The 15,698-nt window shown below is 33.5% G+C and carries 16 protein-coding genes and 12 pseudogenes; 23 read left to right on the forward strand and 5 right to left on the reverse strand.

Annotated elements, in window-relative coordinates; genetic code table 11:
* Nucleotides 1-471 precede the first annotated feature (471 nt).
* From ACX9TM_RS04910 to ACX9TM_RS04940, 7 genes and pseudogenes are all read left to right on the forward strand, one after another.
* Nucleotides 472-1,143, forward strand: a complete 672-nt coding sequence (locus tag ACX9TM_RS04910; protein WP_065381993.1) for a hypothetical protein — start codon at nucleotides 472-474, stop codon at nucleotides 1,141-1,143.
* 353 nt (nucleotides 1,144-1,496) lie between these two features.
* The gene (locus tag ACX9TM_RS04915; protein WP_065381994.1) at nucleotides 1,497-2,147 is read left to right on the forward strand and encodes a Yip1 family protein; all 651 of its coding nucleotides are present in this window, start codon (nucleotides 1,497-1,499) and stop codon (nucleotides 2,145-2,147) included.
* 33 nt (nucleotides 2,148-2,180) lie between these two features.
* Nucleotides 2,181-2,294, forward strand: a pseudogene (locus tag ACX9TM_RS04920) (EndoU domain-containing protein); the annotation flags it as partial.
* A 33-nt stretch (nucleotides 2,295-2,327) separates the two neighbouring features.
* Nucleotides 2,328-2,681, forward strand: a complete 354-nt coding sequence (locus ACX9TM_RS04925; RefSeq protein WP_016125566.1) for a type II toxin-antitoxin system toxin — start codon at nucleotides 2,328-2,330, stop codon at nucleotides 2,679-2,681.
* Nucleotides 2,682-2,790: 109 nt separating this feature from the next.
* A pseudogene (locus ACX9TM_RS04930) lies at nucleotides 2,791-3,021 on the forward strand (hypothetical protein); the annotation flags it as partial.
* A 100-nt stretch (nucleotides 3,022-3,121) separates the two neighbouring features.
* Nucleotides 3,122-3,298 carry a hypothetical protein gene (locus tag ACX9TM_RS04935; RefSeq protein ID WP_016125567.1) on the forward strand — a complete coding sequence of 59 codons (177 nt, stop codon included), beginning with the start codon at nucleotides 3,122-3,124 and terminating at the stop codon, nucleotides 3,296-3,298.
* 18 nt (nucleotides 3,299-3,316) lie between these two features.
* Nucleotides 3,317-3,787, forward strand: a complete 471-nt coding sequence (locus ACX9TM_RS04940) for an SMI1/KNR4 family protein (RefSeq protein ID WP_016125568.1) — start codon at nucleotides 3,317-3,319, stop codon at nucleotides 3,785-3,787.
* 150 nt (nucleotides 3,788-3,937) lie between these two features.
* Here the strand turns inward: ACX9TM_RS04940 and ACX9TM_RS04945 are convergent.
* Nucleotides 3,938-4,012: pseudogene (locus ACX9TM_RS04945) on the reverse strand (integrase); the annotation flags it as partial.
* A gap of 9 nt (nucleotides 4,013-4,021) precedes the next feature.
* Between ACX9TM_RS04945 and ACX9TM_RS04950 the strand changes: the two are divergent.
* The 4 genes and pseudogenes from ACX9TM_RS04950 to ACX9TM_RS04965 form a co-directional block, all read left to right on the forward strand.
* Nucleotides 4,022-4,480: pseudogene (locus tag ACX9TM_RS04950) on the forward strand (hypothetical protein); the annotation flags it as partial.
* Nucleotides 4,481-4,609: 129 nt separating this feature from the next.
* Nucleotides 4,610-4,757, forward strand: a pseudogene (locus ACX9TM_RS04955) (DUF4176 domain-containing protein); the annotation flags it as partial.
* Between the two features lie 178 nt (nucleotides 4,758-4,935).
* On the forward strand, nucleotides 4,936-5,406 hold the full coding sequence (locus tag ACX9TM_RS04960; protein WP_065211932.1) for a hypothetical protein: 471 nt from the start codon (nucleotides 4,936-4,938) through the stop codon (nucleotides 5,404-5,406).
* A gap of 3 nt (nucleotides 5,407-5,409) precedes the next feature.
* Nucleotides 5,410-5,618: pseudogene (locus ACX9TM_RS04965) on the forward strand (hypothetical protein).
* A gap of 80 nt (nucleotides 5,619-5,698) precedes the next feature.
* Here ACX9TM_RS04965 and ACX9TM_RS04970 read toward each other — a convergent pair.
* Nucleotides 5,699-5,945 (reverse strand): annotated as a pseudogene (locus ACX9TM_RS04970) (tyrosine-type recombinase/integrase); the annotation flags it as partial.
* A 127-nt stretch (nucleotides 5,946-6,072) separates the two neighbouring features.
* Here ACX9TM_RS04970 and ACX9TM_RS04975 point away from each other — a divergent pair.
* The 6 genes and pseudogenes from ACX9TM_RS04975 to ACX9TM_RS05000 all read left to right on the forward strand — a co-directional run.
* Nucleotides 6,073-6,740, forward strand: a pseudogene (locus ACX9TM_RS04975) (hypothetical protein).
* A 21-nt stretch (nucleotides 6,741-6,761) separates the two neighbouring features.
* Nucleotides 6,762-6,845 (forward strand): annotated as a pseudogene (locus tag ACX9TM_RS04980) (DUF4176 domain-containing protein); the annotation flags it as partial.
* A gap of 11 nt (nucleotides 6,846-6,856) precedes the next feature.
* Nucleotides 6,857-7,048, forward strand: a complete 192-nt coding sequence (locus tag ACX9TM_RS04985) for a hypothetical protein (RefSeq protein ID WP_065381996.1) — start codon at nucleotides 6,857-6,859, stop codon at nucleotides 7,046-7,048.
* Between the two features lie 107 nt (nucleotides 7,049-7,155).
* Nucleotides 7,156-7,269 (forward strand): annotated as a pseudogene (locus tag ACX9TM_RS04990) (hypothetical protein); the annotation flags it as partial.
* On the forward strand, nucleotides 7,238-7,594 hold the full coding sequence (locus tag ACX9TM_RS04995; protein WP_158520305.1) for an AHH domain-containing protein: 357 nt from the start codon (nucleotides 7,238-7,240) through the stop codon (nucleotides 7,592-7,594). The pseudogene ACX9TM_RS04990 and the gene ACX9TM_RS04995, both read left to right, overlap by 32 nt.
* Before the next feature lie 34 nt (nucleotides 7,595-7,628).
* Nucleotides 7,629-7,778: pseudogene (locus ACX9TM_RS05000) on the forward strand (imm11 family protein); the annotation flags it as partial.
* A gap of 95 nt (nucleotides 7,779-7,873) precedes the next feature.
* On the opposite strand, the gene ACX9TM_RS05005 reads toward ACX9TM_RS05000, so the two are convergent.
* The 3 genes from ACX9TM_RS05005 to ACX9TM_RS05015 all read right to left on the reverse strand — a co-directional run bounded on the left by ACX9TM_RS05005 (nucleotide 7,874) and on the right by ACX9TM_RS05015 (nucleotide 10,562).
* The gene (locus ACX9TM_RS05005; RefSeq protein ID WP_001045662.1) at nucleotides 7,874-8,116 is read right to left on the reverse strand and encodes a hypothetical protein; all 243 of its coding nucleotides are present in this window, start codon (nucleotides 8,114-8,116) and stop codon (nucleotides 7,874-7,876) included.
* Between the two features lie 88 nt (nucleotides 8,117-8,204).
* A complete protein-coding gene (locus ACX9TM_RS05010) occupies nucleotides 8,205-8,660 on the reverse strand; it encodes a hypothetical protein (protein ID WP_000084806.1) in 456 nt (151 codons plus the stop codon).
* 579 nt (nucleotides 8,661-9,239) lie between these two features.
* Entirely contained in the window at nucleotides 9,240-10,562 is a 1,323-nt protein-coding gene (locus ACX9TM_RS05015) for an MFS transporter (RefSeq protein ID WP_000035840.1), read from the reverse strand.
* A 225-nt stretch (nucleotides 10,563-10,787) separates the two neighbouring features.
* Between ACX9TM_RS05015 and ACX9TM_RS05020 the strand changes: the two genes are divergently transcribed.
* From ACX9TM_RS05020 to ACX9TM_RS05045, 6 genes and pseudogenes are all read left to right on the forward strand, one after another.
* A complete protein-coding gene (locus ACX9TM_RS05020) occupies nucleotides 10,788-12,404 on the forward strand; it encodes an ATP-binding protein (RefSeq protein WP_065381998.1) in 1,617 nt (538 codons plus the stop codon).
* A complete protein-coding gene (locus tag ACX9TM_RS05025) occupies nucleotides 12,398-13,075 on the forward strand; it encodes a response regulator (RefSeq protein ID WP_065381999.1) in 678 nt (225 codons plus the stop codon). Before ACX9TM_RS05020 ends, ACX9TM_RS05025 begins: the two co-directional genes overlap by 7 nt.
* Nucleotides 13,072-14,040, forward strand: coding sequence for a tripartite tricarboxylate transporter substrate binding protein (locus ACX9TM_RS05030; RefSeq protein ID WP_065382000.1), 969 nt, complete (start codon nucleotides 13,072-13,074; stop codon nucleotides 14,038-14,040). The genes ACX9TM_RS05025 and ACX9TM_RS05030 overlap by 4 nt, the downstream gene beginning before the upstream one ends.
* A 225-nt stretch (nucleotides 14,041-14,265) precedes the next feature.
* The gene (locus ACX9TM_RS05035; protein WP_000739614.1) at nucleotides 14,266-14,667 is read left to right on the forward strand and encodes a (deoxy)nucleoside triphosphate pyrophosphohydrolase; all 402 of its coding nucleotides are present in this window, start codon (nucleotides 14,266-14,268) and stop codon (nucleotides 14,665-14,667) included.
* 137 nt (nucleotides 14,668-14,804) lie between these two features.
* Nucleotides 14,805-15,101: pseudogene (locus ACX9TM_RS05040) on the forward strand (heteromeric transposase endonuclease subunit TnsA); the annotation flags it as partial.
* Nucleotides 15,102-15,479: 378 nt separating this feature from the next.
* Nucleotides 15,480-15,695 (forward strand): helix-turn-helix domain-containing protein, encoded by a 216-nt coding sequence (locus ACX9TM_RS05045; RefSeq protein WP_065382001.1) that lies wholly within the window; start codon nucleotides 15,480-15,482, stop codon nucleotides 15,693-15,695.
* Nucleotides 15,696-15,698 lie beyond the last annotated feature (3 nt).

Consider the following 15,698-nt stretch of genomic DNA (forward strand, 5'->3'; position numbering starts at 1 on the left):
TCATATTTTAATATTTTTGGGTTAAATAAGGAATGTATAAAGGACGTTTGAAACGTTGATAGTATTGCAAACATATGAAGCGGAAATTACTAAAATTAAGATACGTGATTATATACCTGTATTAGATGATTATGATAGAAGTGTCAAAGGTGAGATTATAATAGGTGGGTATGGTTATAGATTCCGCAGGAGTTTCATTTAAGTTTGAGAAGGAAGCGAGATAATAGAATGCAAAAATTTTCAAAAATAGTTATATGTGTTGGTGCGTTAATAATGATTATACTGGGCATGATTGTACATGATACATGGAAGGATAGGATTTATTTTTCTTTAGCTGTACTTTTTGTTACCGTACTTTCTTTACTATGGAATATAGTTGCTCATAATATTATGGATAAATTTAGAAAAAAGGAGAATAAATAGCTATGAAACTTTTAATGATCGGAACAATAGCAGGGTGGTTTAATTAACATGAAAAAAAGTATAGATTTTAATAAGAAAGCTTTTGCACATTATATGGCTCTTTATCCTGTAAATGAAATAAGAGTCCAAGTAATTGTCCTTGTCCTTTTGGGGGCAGATGTGTTTGTTCTCTTGCCTGCTTTTGCGAATCCTTTTCAATTACTCTATGTATATATAGTAACTCCTCCAGTTATTTTTTTAAATTTGTGGGCGATATGGATTGCTATCAATCCTCGGAAACGACAATTACAATACACTCTATTTCGGGGAGTATATGGCACCATATGTTCAGTCGGATTATTGGTTATAACGCAAAAGTATGCCTATGAAGTGTTACAATTACAAACTCCTATCTATTTTATTTTTTCAGTTGGTTTGTATGGTGTTGCTTTGTATTATTTTTATAAAAATCATATTGAAAAACTTCAGGAACCAAGAAAAAAATCAAAATCATCGAAAGGAACTGGTGGTGTAAAAGTAGCAGCTATTGCAGCGGGATCGGGGCAGTTAATTGCTAATATAATTCTTAGCATTGCAACACAACAGATGGGGGCAATTGTATTTATGTGTGCATGCACAGTGTTTTCGTTTGTTTTGTTTTATATGATTATAGAACTCCATAAGTATTATTATTTACGGAAGCATATAGAAGATGGAGGGAAAATACGTATAGGCTTTTAAAGAGGATTTGTTGCATTTCAAGTATATAATCGCATTCTTCTTATGGAAGCCATTTACGAGACTTATAGCAATAAAAGATGTATAAAATGATAAAATTATAACTGTTTATACAATGTATTAAAGAATGCGAGGTACTCAAAAATGAAAGTAACTACTCAGCCCATAGTTAAAAATGCAAGGCAATATGGAGGGAATTGTTAAGGAGCACTCCCCCTAAGTTTCAGATGAAATTAAATGATTGAATATTTACATTTAAATAATCGACTATTTATGCTTTAATATTTCTATATAGATAACTGGGATAATTAGGGATTTATATTTAATATGTTTTAAGAAAGGGGAATGTTTTTTATATGGAAACTCCAGAAAATCAATTTAAACGTGCACTTAATCCTTGGTTCTCCATTTGGACAAAACCACGTGATACAATGAAAGAAATTTTTATATCCAAACCTAAGAATGTGTTTTTACTCATTTTATTAGGCTCATTCGTACAGACTTTAGATCGAGCATCTTCTAAAAATGTGGGGGATTCAATAAGTAGTCCAGTTTCAATAATCTCAATGGTTATATTCGGTACCTTCGTTGCTTTCTTAATTTATTATTTTTTGCTACCAGCGTTATTTAATTGGGTAGCAAAAAAACTTGGTGGACAAGGTACCTTTGAAAAAACACGTTACGCAGTTGCCTATTCTTATATCCCTTACGTTTATTCTCTTATATTAGTTTGGTTGCCTTCATTTTTCTTGTTTGGGATAGAAAACTTTACGAGTGAGACACCGAAAATGGATAGTAGCATAACTTTAACGATTTTGTTTATTATTTTTGCCATAATTGATATAGTTATTGCAATTTGGACAATCATTATTTCCTTAAAATGTTTAGGAGAAGCACACCAATTTTCAGCATGGAAAGCATTATTAACAATAATAATATCCTTTATGATTATCATTCTTCCTTTAGTAATAATAGTATTTCTTATAGTAGGGGTTACAATCTTTTAATCATTTATTTGCTTCTTATGAACTTAGAGATTTAATAGAACGTATGAATTTGGTAACACATATTCTGGAATAGGTTCAGAGGGGATAAGGATTAGCATGTATATAGATGGGAATGGGAAAATTATCTCTGCTTTCCCATCCGAATAAATTTTATCTTTAGTATAAAGGAGTACAATAGTAATGAAATACCCATATAGATTTGAAGTACTTACCAATGGAAAACTAGTTATGAGGCTTTCTCAAGAAATTAAACTTATTGAGACTTTTTTAGGCGTTGAAGTTTCTACGTTTGGAGATTGGATTTTAGAAGAAATACATAGTGTTTTAAATGGGAAAGAAAATTACGTAGTAGTAAATGGAAACATTTGCGGTTTAGAAATTCGGAAAGATACAACTACTGTCCTAGACAATTTGGCTGAAGATGGTAAGGGAGATTTTTGTGAGATAGAAACGATTGAATTAGTAGATTTAATTCATATTTGGCTAGATAAACAAAAAGAATTTAAAAAAGGAAAAAATAAAGAATTGAAATAATAGATAGAGCTGACTTCTTGTAGAAGTCAGCTCTATCTATTATTTCATATTTCTCTCATTATCTCAGGTTTTAAAGACTTTTTTCCTAGATAATTATCAGCAATAGTCATTGCAAAAGAATCTAAAGGTATTTAGATATGATGATGGGTGGAGAGATAGTTCACATGAATTTTGGTGTGCTCCATTTAGTGGATTAAGAATTCGTCTACAGGGAGAGATTGCTATTGTATCTGATTTCATAGAAAATTTATATGAAGTGGATGAATATATATAGATTTTAGACGATGCTGTAGAGGGAAAATATCTCAATTTTGAATTAGAATATAAGGCTGCAGTAGTAAATTCTAATAGTCCGTGGCAATGGAGAAAAATTAACAGCTCCCCAAAAAGCTATTATTAAGCAGGTTGCTATTGAGAAAGGTTTAATACCTGATGTTCCTATGAAATTAGGTACACAATATCCTGATTTTAAGAAAGCTGGTTTAATTATTAAATCGGATGAGTTACCAGAGGAAATGTGGTTGGCAAGTGACGAACAACAATTTAAATGGTTAGATGATAGAATACCAGGTGGACGGAGTGAAGGGCATTGGTCTTATAGATCTAAAGGTAGGTAAAGAAATGGAGGAATTAAAATGAAGATTAAAAATGGTAGTGAACTTCAATCACCAAATGATGAATTAATTGAATCATTTGAGGAATATTGTGAGATAAAATTACCAACTGATTTTATAGATTTTTTGAAAAAATATAATGGCTCTATTCCAATTACTAATGTTTTTTCACATGGAAAAAACGAACTTTTAATTGAACGTTTCTTATGTTTGTTGGAGGACTCAGAAGATGATGATGAAAATGGTTGGTATGATATAGAGGTTGTATTATCTGATATTGACACTCGTCTAACGGATGATGAAGATTTAACAGGGATAAATGTTATTCCGTTTGCTGTTTTATTCGCAGGTGATTTTCTTTGTTTAGATTTTAGAGAAAAAGAAATACCATCTGTTGTGGTATGGTATCATGAAGAGTCAGAAGAGTTGAATCCGGTAACTAGTGAAGTTGCAGATAATTTTAGTGAGTTTTTAAGTATGTTAAAAGAATAATGTAAGAAAAGTAATTAAATTTTATTTATGGGTTTGAATTTGTATTAAAGTTTTTTGTTTTAATATTTTAATTAAAAAAGAAGACTAATATTTGCTTTTTAGTCTTCTTTTATTTGTTTTTTAATAGGTTGATATATATTTTAAAAGAAATTAAAGGAGAAATGTATTAAGGATATTATCCTTTTCTTCTTTATTAATACCAATGTATTTAAGTGTAATTTGCGGGCGATATAGATTGTTATAAATCCTAGGAAACAGCAATTACAATACACTCTATTTCGCGGGGTATTTGGCATCGTATGTTCAGCAGGATTGTTAGTTATAACCCAAAAGTTTGCATATGGAATGGTAGGATTACAAACTCCTATCTATTTTATTTTTTCGGTTGGTTTGTATATTTTTGCTTTGAATTATTATTATAAAAATCATATTAAAAAACTTCAGGAACCAATCAAAAAATCAAAATCATCGAAAAAAAACTCTGGTTTTGGAGTAGTGGCTTTTGTAGGATTGGGCCAACTCATTGCTAATATCAGTCTTGGTTTTGCAACACAAAAGATGGTAGCAATTGTATTAATGTGTGTATATTCCATGCTTTCGTTTATGTTGTTTCATTTCATTATAGAACTCCATAGGTATTATTATTTAAGGAAGCATATAGAAGATGGGGGTAGAACACATGAAACCATTTAAAGAGTCTGTATTGAATTTTAAGTATATAATCGTGGTTCTCCTATAGTCAGTAAAGAATGCGGAAAAGAAAAGGGAGAAGCAACATCATGAATATAGAATTACATTTAGATAAAGCAAGGATGGGGAATTATGCAATTTTCTAAAGAAAAGTTTTTACCAAATGGTTCTATTGTTCTCTTAAAAGGAGGGACAAAAAAGGTTGTAATTTAGGGAAGAAAACAACTACTTATGGTTGAAGAACCTGTATAACTACATAGGCTGTTTTTATTCAGAAGGATTATAAAACTAATCCACTTAACGAAGGTAGAACAGCTCCTAAGATTGTTGACAAGGGTACTTTTGATAAATATGGATTTGAAGGTATTGCATACGAATTACCTGACCCCACTAGTTGGTGGTTGGTAGAATATGGATGAAACACTAAACTTATTAAGTAAGAGAGGAGAACGAGTTAAATGATTAAGCCTTTATACGCCGAAAATATTATAGTGGGTGTAAAATATAAAAATAAGCTCAATTGGTATATAACTGAATCGGATTTATGGTATTTAGATTATAATCAAGCTGGATATTCTCCTAGTGAATATCCAGAGGAAAGAAAAGGCATTAGTATTTTAAATGAGACTACAATAGCTAACTTTTTAGAAAGAATAGAAAAATATAAAAGATTTACAGAAGATATTAGGTTAGAATTTTTAAGGGAACTAAGAACTAATAGAGAAGAAGCCTATTATGATTATAATCCATGTTTCCTAATAGACTTTGAGCGTTTAATTTTTTATTCTAATTATCCGGAATCAATATCTTTTGAAGAATATATTCCGAATAACTGGAGAGGTTATTTACAGCGATTTGATGAACAAGTACCCTATGAATATAGATACTGGGAAGATAAGAATAAAAGCTATTTAGTTAGAGAGAATTAGGTCATGGAAGAAAATAAATTAATTATGATAAAAGAAACATTTGAGAATGAAGAAACTGGTGAACTAACGCCAGGAGTTACTATAATACTTGATGGGAATGTAAGGGATTATTGGAAATAATTTCAGAGAAACAAGGTTATTCGGATTATGCAGAAGCTCTAAAAGAAGTAATCTTTGAAGGGATTCATCATTTTGTGAAAAGAAATAAATAATAAGCTGACATATACTCTTAAGGTAAAGGGCAATTCTGAAAGGGATATGCCCTTTTTATTTTTTAAATTTGAAATGTAGCTCAGATATTATCTTTTTCTTCCTTATTGATACCAATATATTTTAAGTGTAATTTATGAGGTGCTATGATTGAGTATTTCTTACAACATAGCGAAATCTTTTGTTTGTTTATAGAACCAATAGCCGAAGGTTTTGCACATGGTGTGAGTCCCAATAGATTCGATCCCAGCAAAATCTTTGGCTTTTTGAAATTTTTGATAAGCCTAGATCTTATTAATGGGTTGATCTTCTTTTCGAGAAGGGAATAATATTTCACAGAAGGTGTGAAATGGGATGTTGATTTAGATGATGATGGTGAAGATGAAAGTATTAAGGATATGGTGAAAACAGGTTCGAAAAAAGCTTGGTCAACAATAGCAGGGTGGTTTAATTAACATGAAAAAAAGTCTAGATTTTAATAAGAAAGCTTTTGCACATTATATGGCTCTTTATCCTGTAAATGAAATAAGAGTCCACGTAATTGGTCTTGTCCTTTTGGGGGCGGATGTGTTTGTTCTTTTGCCTGCTTTTGCGAATCCTTTTCGATTACTCTATGTATATATAGTAACTCCTCCAGTTATTTTTTTAAATTTGTGGGCGATATTGATTGCTATCAATCCTCGGAAACGACAGTTACAATACACTCTATTTCGAGGAGTATATGGCGCCATATGTTCAGTCGGATTATTGGTTATAACTCAAAAGTTTGCATATGGAATGTTAGGATTACAAACTCCTATCTATTTTATTTTTTCGGTTGGTTTGTATATTTTTGCTTTGTATTATTATTATAAAAATCATATTAAAAAACTTCAGGAATCAATCAAAAAATCAAAATAATCGAAAAAAACTCTAGTTTCGGAGTAGTGGCTTTTGTAGGATTGGGTCAACTCATTGCTAATATCAGTCTTGGTTTTGCAACACAAAAGATGGTAGCAATTGTATTAATGTGTGTATACTCCATGCTTTCGTTTATTTTGTTTCATTTCATTATGGAATTCCATAGGTACTATTATTTAAGGAAGCATATAGAAGATGGGGGTAGAACACATGAAACCTTTTAAAGAGGTTTATTGAATTTAAGTATTGTGATTTATGGAAGGAAACAAAAACCTATGGTTAAAGAACCTGTGATGTATGAATATATTGGCTGTTTTTATCCAGAAGGAGGAATGCTGATATGCAAGCATTTAAAGTTGGAAAATTAGTCACATTCGTTGCAATTATAATACTTCTTGTAGTTGCTATTTTATCTCCTTACAACTTATTTAAAAAGATTTATTTTATTATTGGTGTTCTTATTATTGGCGCAATTTCACTTGGTGCAAATAAACTCTTTGAACTGATACACAGTAAATTTAATAAGAAATGATATTACTTATGTGATAGGGAAATTCCCATCTAAATCCTTAATGATTTAGATGGGAATTTCTACAATATGATTTTACTGGATTACGTGGAACTAAATTAGTCCATCACCATATTGGTGGTGGTCAAGCTGTTGGTGTTCCGCTGCCACTACATCCTGGTTTTGGAGGGATTCATAACGCAGAAAAAGCGATTGAAGCATGGGGGAAAAGATGCAGGGGTTGAACCACCCCCATATTCTAATGCAGCACATCACCTAACACCTTGGAATGATAAAAGAGCTATTGAAGCACAAGAATTATTAAAAGAATTTGGAATACACCATGATTCTGCTGCTAATGGAGTATTTTTACCGTATAAAGTAAATGAATATGTGACTACTGAAGTGTTACATATAGGTAACCATTGTACGGATTATATGAAAGAGGTAACTAAGGTACTAAAAGAAGTTAAAGAATATGGTGGTACTCAAGCAGACGCTGTTGCAGCTTTACATGACATAAGAATACGTTTATTAGATGGCAGCTTAAAATTAAATAGCCCGAAATAATTTATGAATAGATTAAATATAAGGGAGAAGGAAAATGAAAATTTGGGAATTGAAGAGCTCATCTAATAACTATGAGTCTTTCCAACTATTAAATTATAAAAAGGATAAGAAATATTTTGAAGGAAAATTCAACTCCACTACAATTTTACTAGATTCATGGGGAGAAATATTTATAAAATGTATAGTTAGTTAAAAGTCTTTGACCAAGAGAAATAGTATGTTTTATTTTTATGATTTTCTCCCAAAAATATATGTTCATAAAACAAGTATAAGAGTATTTTAAAAAGTGTATATCATATAGATGTAAAGTGCAAAATAGTAACTTAAATTAAATACGGCAAGCATAACGCGTTGGTAAGTTTTACTGGCTCCAGCTGAAAATAAAACGCCTATAAGTGGTGCAAATAAACCAATTTTCCAAAAGATATTCGCTGATCCACCTATTTCTAATGTATGTTCATTTACTATAGTTAAAAGAGCATAAGGTACACATATTAAAGATAATATAGCCCATTTGTTCAAAGTGCCACCTCTTTTCGATGTTTTAATAGAAATAATATGAAAAGATTTTTATGATTTTGGAGGTGTATCCTACATATTTGGAATTAGGCTATAGTAAGTTATTATTTGTACTATTAATATATCCACCTATTGTTCCAGTTTCGAAATCATATTCCAATGTTTTCGTTTCATATTCAAATTTCATTACTATTACAACTTTAGTATTATCTTTCCATGAAATTTCATAGAGGTCTGAACTATTAATTATATTAAAATTAGCTACCCTTACTTTTGTTTTCTCTACAAGTTTGTTTTTTTCTTTAAAGTACATTTTTATGTATTTATCATCGGAGAGATGTCCATAAGAAATTCCCGTAATTTCTATTTGATTTGCTTGGTTGGATGACGTATTTTTTACAAGAGGTTTTTCGTTTTCTTGAAAAAACAGCCAATAAATAGGGTATAGAATAAGTATAAAAATGATACTCATACCTAGTAAAAATTTTAATATGCAACCACCAAAATCATGGTCTGCTATTTTATCATTACTTAGCCATTGGCTCATATTAGTTTCACCACTCAACTTTAGTATAATTAGATAGAAAACTTCTAAATGATTTAAATTATCACCTTGTTTAACTTTTTACTAAGAATAGAACGTTAACTACATTTATAAATTATTATCTTCATTTTGGAAATGATTTTTATGTTTCAATTGGTTTAATTTACCACGAAGTGAAACGAACCGCTAGTGTTTTCGAATGATAGCTTTACTTACTATATGTAGAAATATGTGTAAATGGTAGACAGGCTTCAAGTTTTAGTGTAAAAAAATGGCTCAAGTATTATACCGCATTTCAAGGCTTGAAATGAGAGAATACTTGAACTTGGTGTATCTTATAAAGTAGGTATATATTTTTCTTAAGTTGATAGACATGAGATGTTACCCCTATAATCTTCTTTTTTCGTTTCATAATGATTTATTACAAATAATACATGTCATAATCAAAAAAGAAGAGAAGTAGATTTGGATATCTTTTTTGTTATAAAGTTTAAAAACCTCTACATATAAGTAGAGGTTTTTAAATTGCATATTAGTGAATTATGCTTTTTCAAATAAACGAAGATACTAGAATACATAATTTTAACTAGACTTATTATTAACTAATTTATCCCCACCACCAAGCTCCGCCTCAATCTGCGAAGTTTTCGATGACTCATCCATACGCCAATACGTAATAAAGCTGATCGCGATACATCCAGCTACGTAGAAGTAGAAGAGTGATTCCATTCCGATACTTTTTAGCCATAATGCGATGAACTCAGCTGTTCCGCCGAATATCGCGACTGTTAGTGCATATGGTAAACCTACGCCGAGTGCGCGAATTTCAGTTGGGAAGAGTTCTGCTTTTACAATTGCATTAATTGATGTGTAACCAGTAACGATAATGAGACCGACCATCATGAGTAAAAATGCTACGATTGGTTCTGTCGTTTTTTCCATGAAGAAGAAGATCGGTGCTGTTAGTAATGTTCCGAGAATACCGAATGCCATTAATAGTGGGCGGCGTCCAATTTTATCGGATAATAGCCCTGCAATTGGCTGAAGTACGACGAATATAAGTAGTGCGACAAAGTTAATCCAGCTTACAACTTCTTTCGGAAGGCCGACTGTGTTTACCATGAACTTTTGTAAATATGTTGTGTACGTATAAAATGCAACAGTGCCTCCTAATGTTAGGCCGACTACTGTTAATACTGCTTTCGGATGTTTCATAAGCGCGCGAACGGTTCCTGCGCTTTCACGTTTTTGTGATTTTATGTTTGAGAACTGCTCCGACTCATCCATCGTGCGGCGAAGCCATAATACAGCTACTGCGCCCATCGCTCCAATAATGAATGGAATACGCCATCCCCAAGCTTTCATATCTGGTTCGCTTAGTAATTGCTGAAGAACAATTTGAACGCCTAACGCAACCATCTGTCCAGCAACGAGCGTTACATATTGGAAACTTGAATAAAAACCACGGCGTCCACTACTAGCCATTTCAGATAAATACGTTGCGGAAGTTCCGTACTCTCCACCAAGTGATAATCCTTGTAGTAAACGGGCAAGAACTAAAATAATTGGCGCCATAATACCGATACTTTCGTAACTCGGTGTACAGGCAATAATTAAAGAACCACCGGCCATAACCGTAATGGAGAGGGTTAATGCCGCCCGGCGTCCGTGCCGATCTGCATAGCGTCCCATTAATAAACTTCCGATAGGGCGCATTAAAAATCCAACTGCGAAAATAGCCGCTGTGTTTAGTAACTGACTCGTTGGATCGCCTTTAGGAAAGAACTCTGCTGAAAAATAAACAGCAAAAGCAGAGTAAACGTACCAGTCGTACCATTCAATTAAATTGCCGACAGAACCTTTGAAAATATTGCCGGCGACTCGATTAGATTTTGCTTGAGCCATAATAATTCCTCCTCTTGCTTATAAATAAAATGATAATTATGAAAGCGTGTTCATTATAGTTGAATTGTACTGTCTGTAGAATAAAATCTCAATATTGTGACAATTTTATTCTTTTTGTACTTTATGTACATGGAGAGTTTTAATAGTTGCTTCCTTATTCGTTTTGTCATAATAATAGAAAAAGGAGATTGATAGTTTAGAATATTTTATCAAATGATATGAAGTATGAAGAAATCACGCAAAGTGTCATTGCAAACGAAAATAGTAAGCTTAATTATTACGTTAATTTTATTTGTCGTTCTCCTGTTAGCGGGAATATTTGTTTACATTCAGTCCGTTGATACGAAGCACCAAGTGGAACAGTTAGCACTGCAAACAGCTAAATCTCTTTCTTTTATGCCAGCTATAAAAGAGGCTTTTCAAAATAACGAACATAAAAGTACTATCCAATCCATTGCGGAACAAGTTCGTGAGCAAGCTGGTGCGGATTATGTAATTGTGGAAGATCGCTATGGGGTTATGTATTCACATTCTAATTCGGAGTTGATTGGTACAAAGAGTAACAACCCGTATAACTATGAGGCACTTACTTTTGGTGGTTATTATACACTCGAAGGAAATGGTACAAGTGGTCCAGCCTTAATGGCAAAGGCACCTATTATTGTTCATAACGGAGACTACGATCAAGTCGTAGGCGTTGTGACAGTAGAGTTTTTAATAAAAGGTATTGAATCTAACATATTGAGTAGAACGAAAGAAATTATCCTCTTTTCATTAGGTGTATTACTAGCTGGAATTGTTGGCGGCATTCTTTTAGCACGTAGTATTCGTAAAGATACACTCGGTTTAGAGCCGAATGAAATCGCAGCGCTATACCGGGAACGAAGCGCGATACTACTATCTATAAAAGAAGGGATTATCGCCATTGATCAAAACGGTTTTATTACGATGATGAACACCTCAGCAGAAGAAATGCTTCATGTAAATGATGATTATATGCAGCAGCACATTTCAAAAGTTTTACCGAATTTTAATATGGAAAGAGTGCTAGAAACCGATCAAGAAATCGCGTTTCAAGATAAAGTGTTTATTTTAAACATGACACCGATACTCGAAAATAATAGTACGGTAGGCGTTGTATGTAGTTTTAGAGATAAAACAGAACTGCAAAACTTAGTGAATACGATATCTGAGGTAAGAAAGTATTCAGAGGACTTACGTGCTCAAACGCATGAATTTACAAATAAACTTTTCGTCTTATCAGGATTACTTCAGTTAGGACAATACAAGGAAGCGATTGAATTTATCCAACAAGAATCTAACATTCATCAAAGCCAAAACCATATTTTATTCCATCAAATTCATGATGCAAAAGTACAAGCAATTTTATTAGGAAAAATCGGAACAGCATCTGAGAAGAAAATCGATTTTCATATTGAAGGAGATAGTGCGCTTCATCCGTTACCAGACCATATAAAAGTTTCACACCTTATTACGATCCTTGGAAACATAATCGATAATGCATTTGATGCGGTGAGTGGGCAAGAGGAGAAGAGAGTTTCCTTCTTCGTTACGGATATAGGACACGATATTGTATTTGAAGTGATAGATAGTGGGATAGGAATACCGGTAGAAAAAATTACGACCATTTTTCAAAAAGGATTTTCAACGAAAGGAACTGATCGTGGTTACGGACTAGCAAACGTAAAAGAAATGGTAGATCTACTAGAGGGAACAATTGAAATTCAAAACGAGAAAAATGGGGGAGCGATTTTTACAATTTACCTTCCAAAAAACATTGAGAGAAAGTACATGACAAACAGGGGGATGGACATATGTTGAAGGTTGCAATTGCAGAAGATGATTTCCGCGTCGCGCAAATTCAAGAAGAGTTTTTATCGAAAATAAAGAACGTAAAAGTGATTGGAAAAGCATTGAATGCGAAAGAAACGATGGAATTACTACAAAGAGAAGAAATCGATTTGCTTCTATTAGATAATTACTTACCAGATGGGATCGGAACCGACTTATTACCAAAAATCCATGCTGACTTTCCAAGCGTTGACGTCATTATGGTAACAGCGGCGAATGAAAACTATATGCTAGAAAAAGCAATTCGAAACGGAGTAAGCAATTACCTTATAAAACCAGTCACGTTAGAAAAATTTGTTCGCACAATTGAAGACTATAAAAGAAAGAAGCAACTATTACATAGTAACAATGAAGTAAATCAAGCACTCATCGATAATTTCTTCGGGACTTCGCAAACACAAGACATAAAAAACTTACCGACAGGTGTTGATCCGTTAACACTGCAAAAAGTGAAAGACATTATAAAAGGATTCGAAGAGGGCATTACAATAGAAGAAATGGGAGAACAAATGGGGGCCTCCAGAACAACCGCAAGAAGATACTTAGAATATTTAGTAGCGACAAACGAATGTACAGTAGAGTACAAATACGGCATTATCGGACGACCAGAACGAAAATACCGAATAGGACGAGGACTATGAAAAAACGATTATTACTATGTATATGGATCATGACAGGAGTAATAGCGGGTTGTTCCTCGGAAAAATCCCATACGAATAAAGTGAACATCGACAAATTAGAAATCGTTGCGCCAAACGTTCAAGGCGCTGGATGGGACTTAACAGCACGGGCAATGCAAAAAACACTAACAGAAGAAAAAATCTTCACAAAACCAATCACAGTCACAAACAAAGTAGGTGGCAGCGGTGATGTCGGATGGAAATATACGAAACAAAAAGGCGGTCATATACTGGCGATTAACTCAAGCTTACTCATAACGAACAACCTACTAGGCCACAGTAAACTAACATATAAAGACTTCACGCCGCTCGCGACACTCGCATCGGACTGGGAAGTCGTGGTCGTATCAAAAGACAGCACCATAGATAACGCAAACGAACTAATGAAACAACTAAAACAAGACAAGCAAAACTTCAAAATCGGCGTTGCCCCCGGCCTAGGAAACGACGATCACCTATCCTTCGTACAAGTAAGCAAAGCCTTCGGCATAAACCCTGCCGAACTACAATTCTTCGTCTACGAAAACAAAGAAAAAATCATAAACGCCCTAACGAACAAACAAATAGGCGCCGCAACTATGACCCTATCCGAAGCCGAAAAACAATACAAAGCCGGCAAAATAAAAATACTAGCCGTATCCGCACCAAAACGACTAGACCGCCTACTAGAAATCCCAACATGGAAAGAACAAGGAATCAACGTCATCTTCCAGCACTGGAAAGGAATTATGGGCCCAAAAGATATGACGGAGGAAGAGGTTGCTTATTGGGATGGTGTGATTAAGAGGATGGTGGAGAGTGATAGTTGGAAGGGGATTTTGAGGGAGCGGGGTTGGGAGAGTTTTTATAAGGATAGTGGGGAGACGAGGGGGTTTTTGGAGGAGAGTAATTTTAGGTATAAAGAGATGGTGAAAAAAGAGGCTTAAGAGGGAAGTATTCAATCATGCTTTATTTTTGTAGTTACTTCTATATAATATAAAAGAGATGAGAGTGTTAGGCTAATTACATTTAAGGTACTAGATAGGAATAGACAAAATCTGTCTTACTGATTAAAAATTTATTAGTCGTTAAAAGATATAAAAGGCATTTTTCAGTCTATAAGATGTGGAAACGTAAATTATAGAGTTTCTGTGAGATTTAAGGAGGACATAATGAAGAAAAATATTTATGTTGTTGGAGCGGTAATTGTTCAAGAAGAGAAAATTTTATGTGCACAAAGAGGACCATCTAAATCGCTACCTCTTATGTGGGAATTTCCAGGTGGAAAAATAGAAGAGGGAGAAACACCTCAAGAGGCGTTAAAGCGTGAAATTGATGAAGAAATGCATTGTAGCGTGCAGATTGGTGAGCAAATTGATTATACAGCCTATGAGTATGATTTTGGTATTGTCCATTTGAAAACTTTCTATTGTAAACTTGTTGAGGGAAGTCCGGTTTTAACTGAGCACGTAGCAATTAAATGGTTATACCCAAATGAACTAGCAGCTTTAGAGTGGGCACCTGCGGATATCCCAACTATTGAGAAGTTATCAAAAGAATCGATTGTAAAGTAATTTGACAAGAAACTATTCGTTTTATGTGGATAGTTTTTTGTAATAAATTTGTGTAGATTTAAAAGAAAGATGTATCGTTTTAAAGAAAGTTATACCGTTTTACCCCTTTGGATATTTTTGTCTAAAGGGGTGTTTTTATGCCAAAAAGAAAAAGAACATCTAAAATTTAGAAATGGACAAAAGAAGGCCGTGGTTCGGAATATAAACCATGGTTAAAAATTCAAGATGTATCTTCGTTAGATAGATCTATGCGCTTGAAATGAATAAAGACAAATAGGCAGCATGAATTTTTATCACGTTTAGGACGAAAATATTTTTTGACTGAATTTTACGACTTTATTATTGATATCCAGGAGCAATATCCTTTACTGTCATTGGAAGAAACAATTGTCATTGCAACTGAGTTAGGTATTAAATATCCCACTGACCCTAAAAAGTGGAAGGAATTATTCTATATTGCATGAGAAAGAAATTAACGATGGAATCGTGTGATAGAATCTGAAATTAAAGTGGACACATTTTCAAGTTCTTCGACGCGGAAAATGCGACGAGTGACATCTTGGTCATATTCCGGAAAAAATAGCCCAAGCGAAAGGCTTTTCCAAAACGATACGCGTATCATGAAGGTCTATAGAAAACCATTCTAAAACATTGAAGGAGCTGTGTATGCAACTCCTTTTTCAAATGCATAGCCCTTCTCCAACAATTGATGTTAAAGACATCGCATTGTGTCAATAGCTTTTTACCGAAAAACGCTATAGCATATGATATAATATATTGTGGTTGGTTGTACAATTGCGAGGTGATTCTAAATGGAGTTAAGCGAAGTGATTAAAAAAGTACGTTTGGGGCTGTATTTGTCTCAAGGGGGACTTGCTCGTGAGCTACACGTTGGTTTTACATCTATGAATCGGTGGGAGAATAATCATACAAAGCCGAATAAAATTGCTCGACATGCCCTAATCAAGCTTTGTAAAAATAAATATGTAAACAATGAATTGATTGAGTTGCTCTTGAAGGCAAAATAGATA

This window comes from Bacillus sp. LH1 (assembly GCF_057924895.1).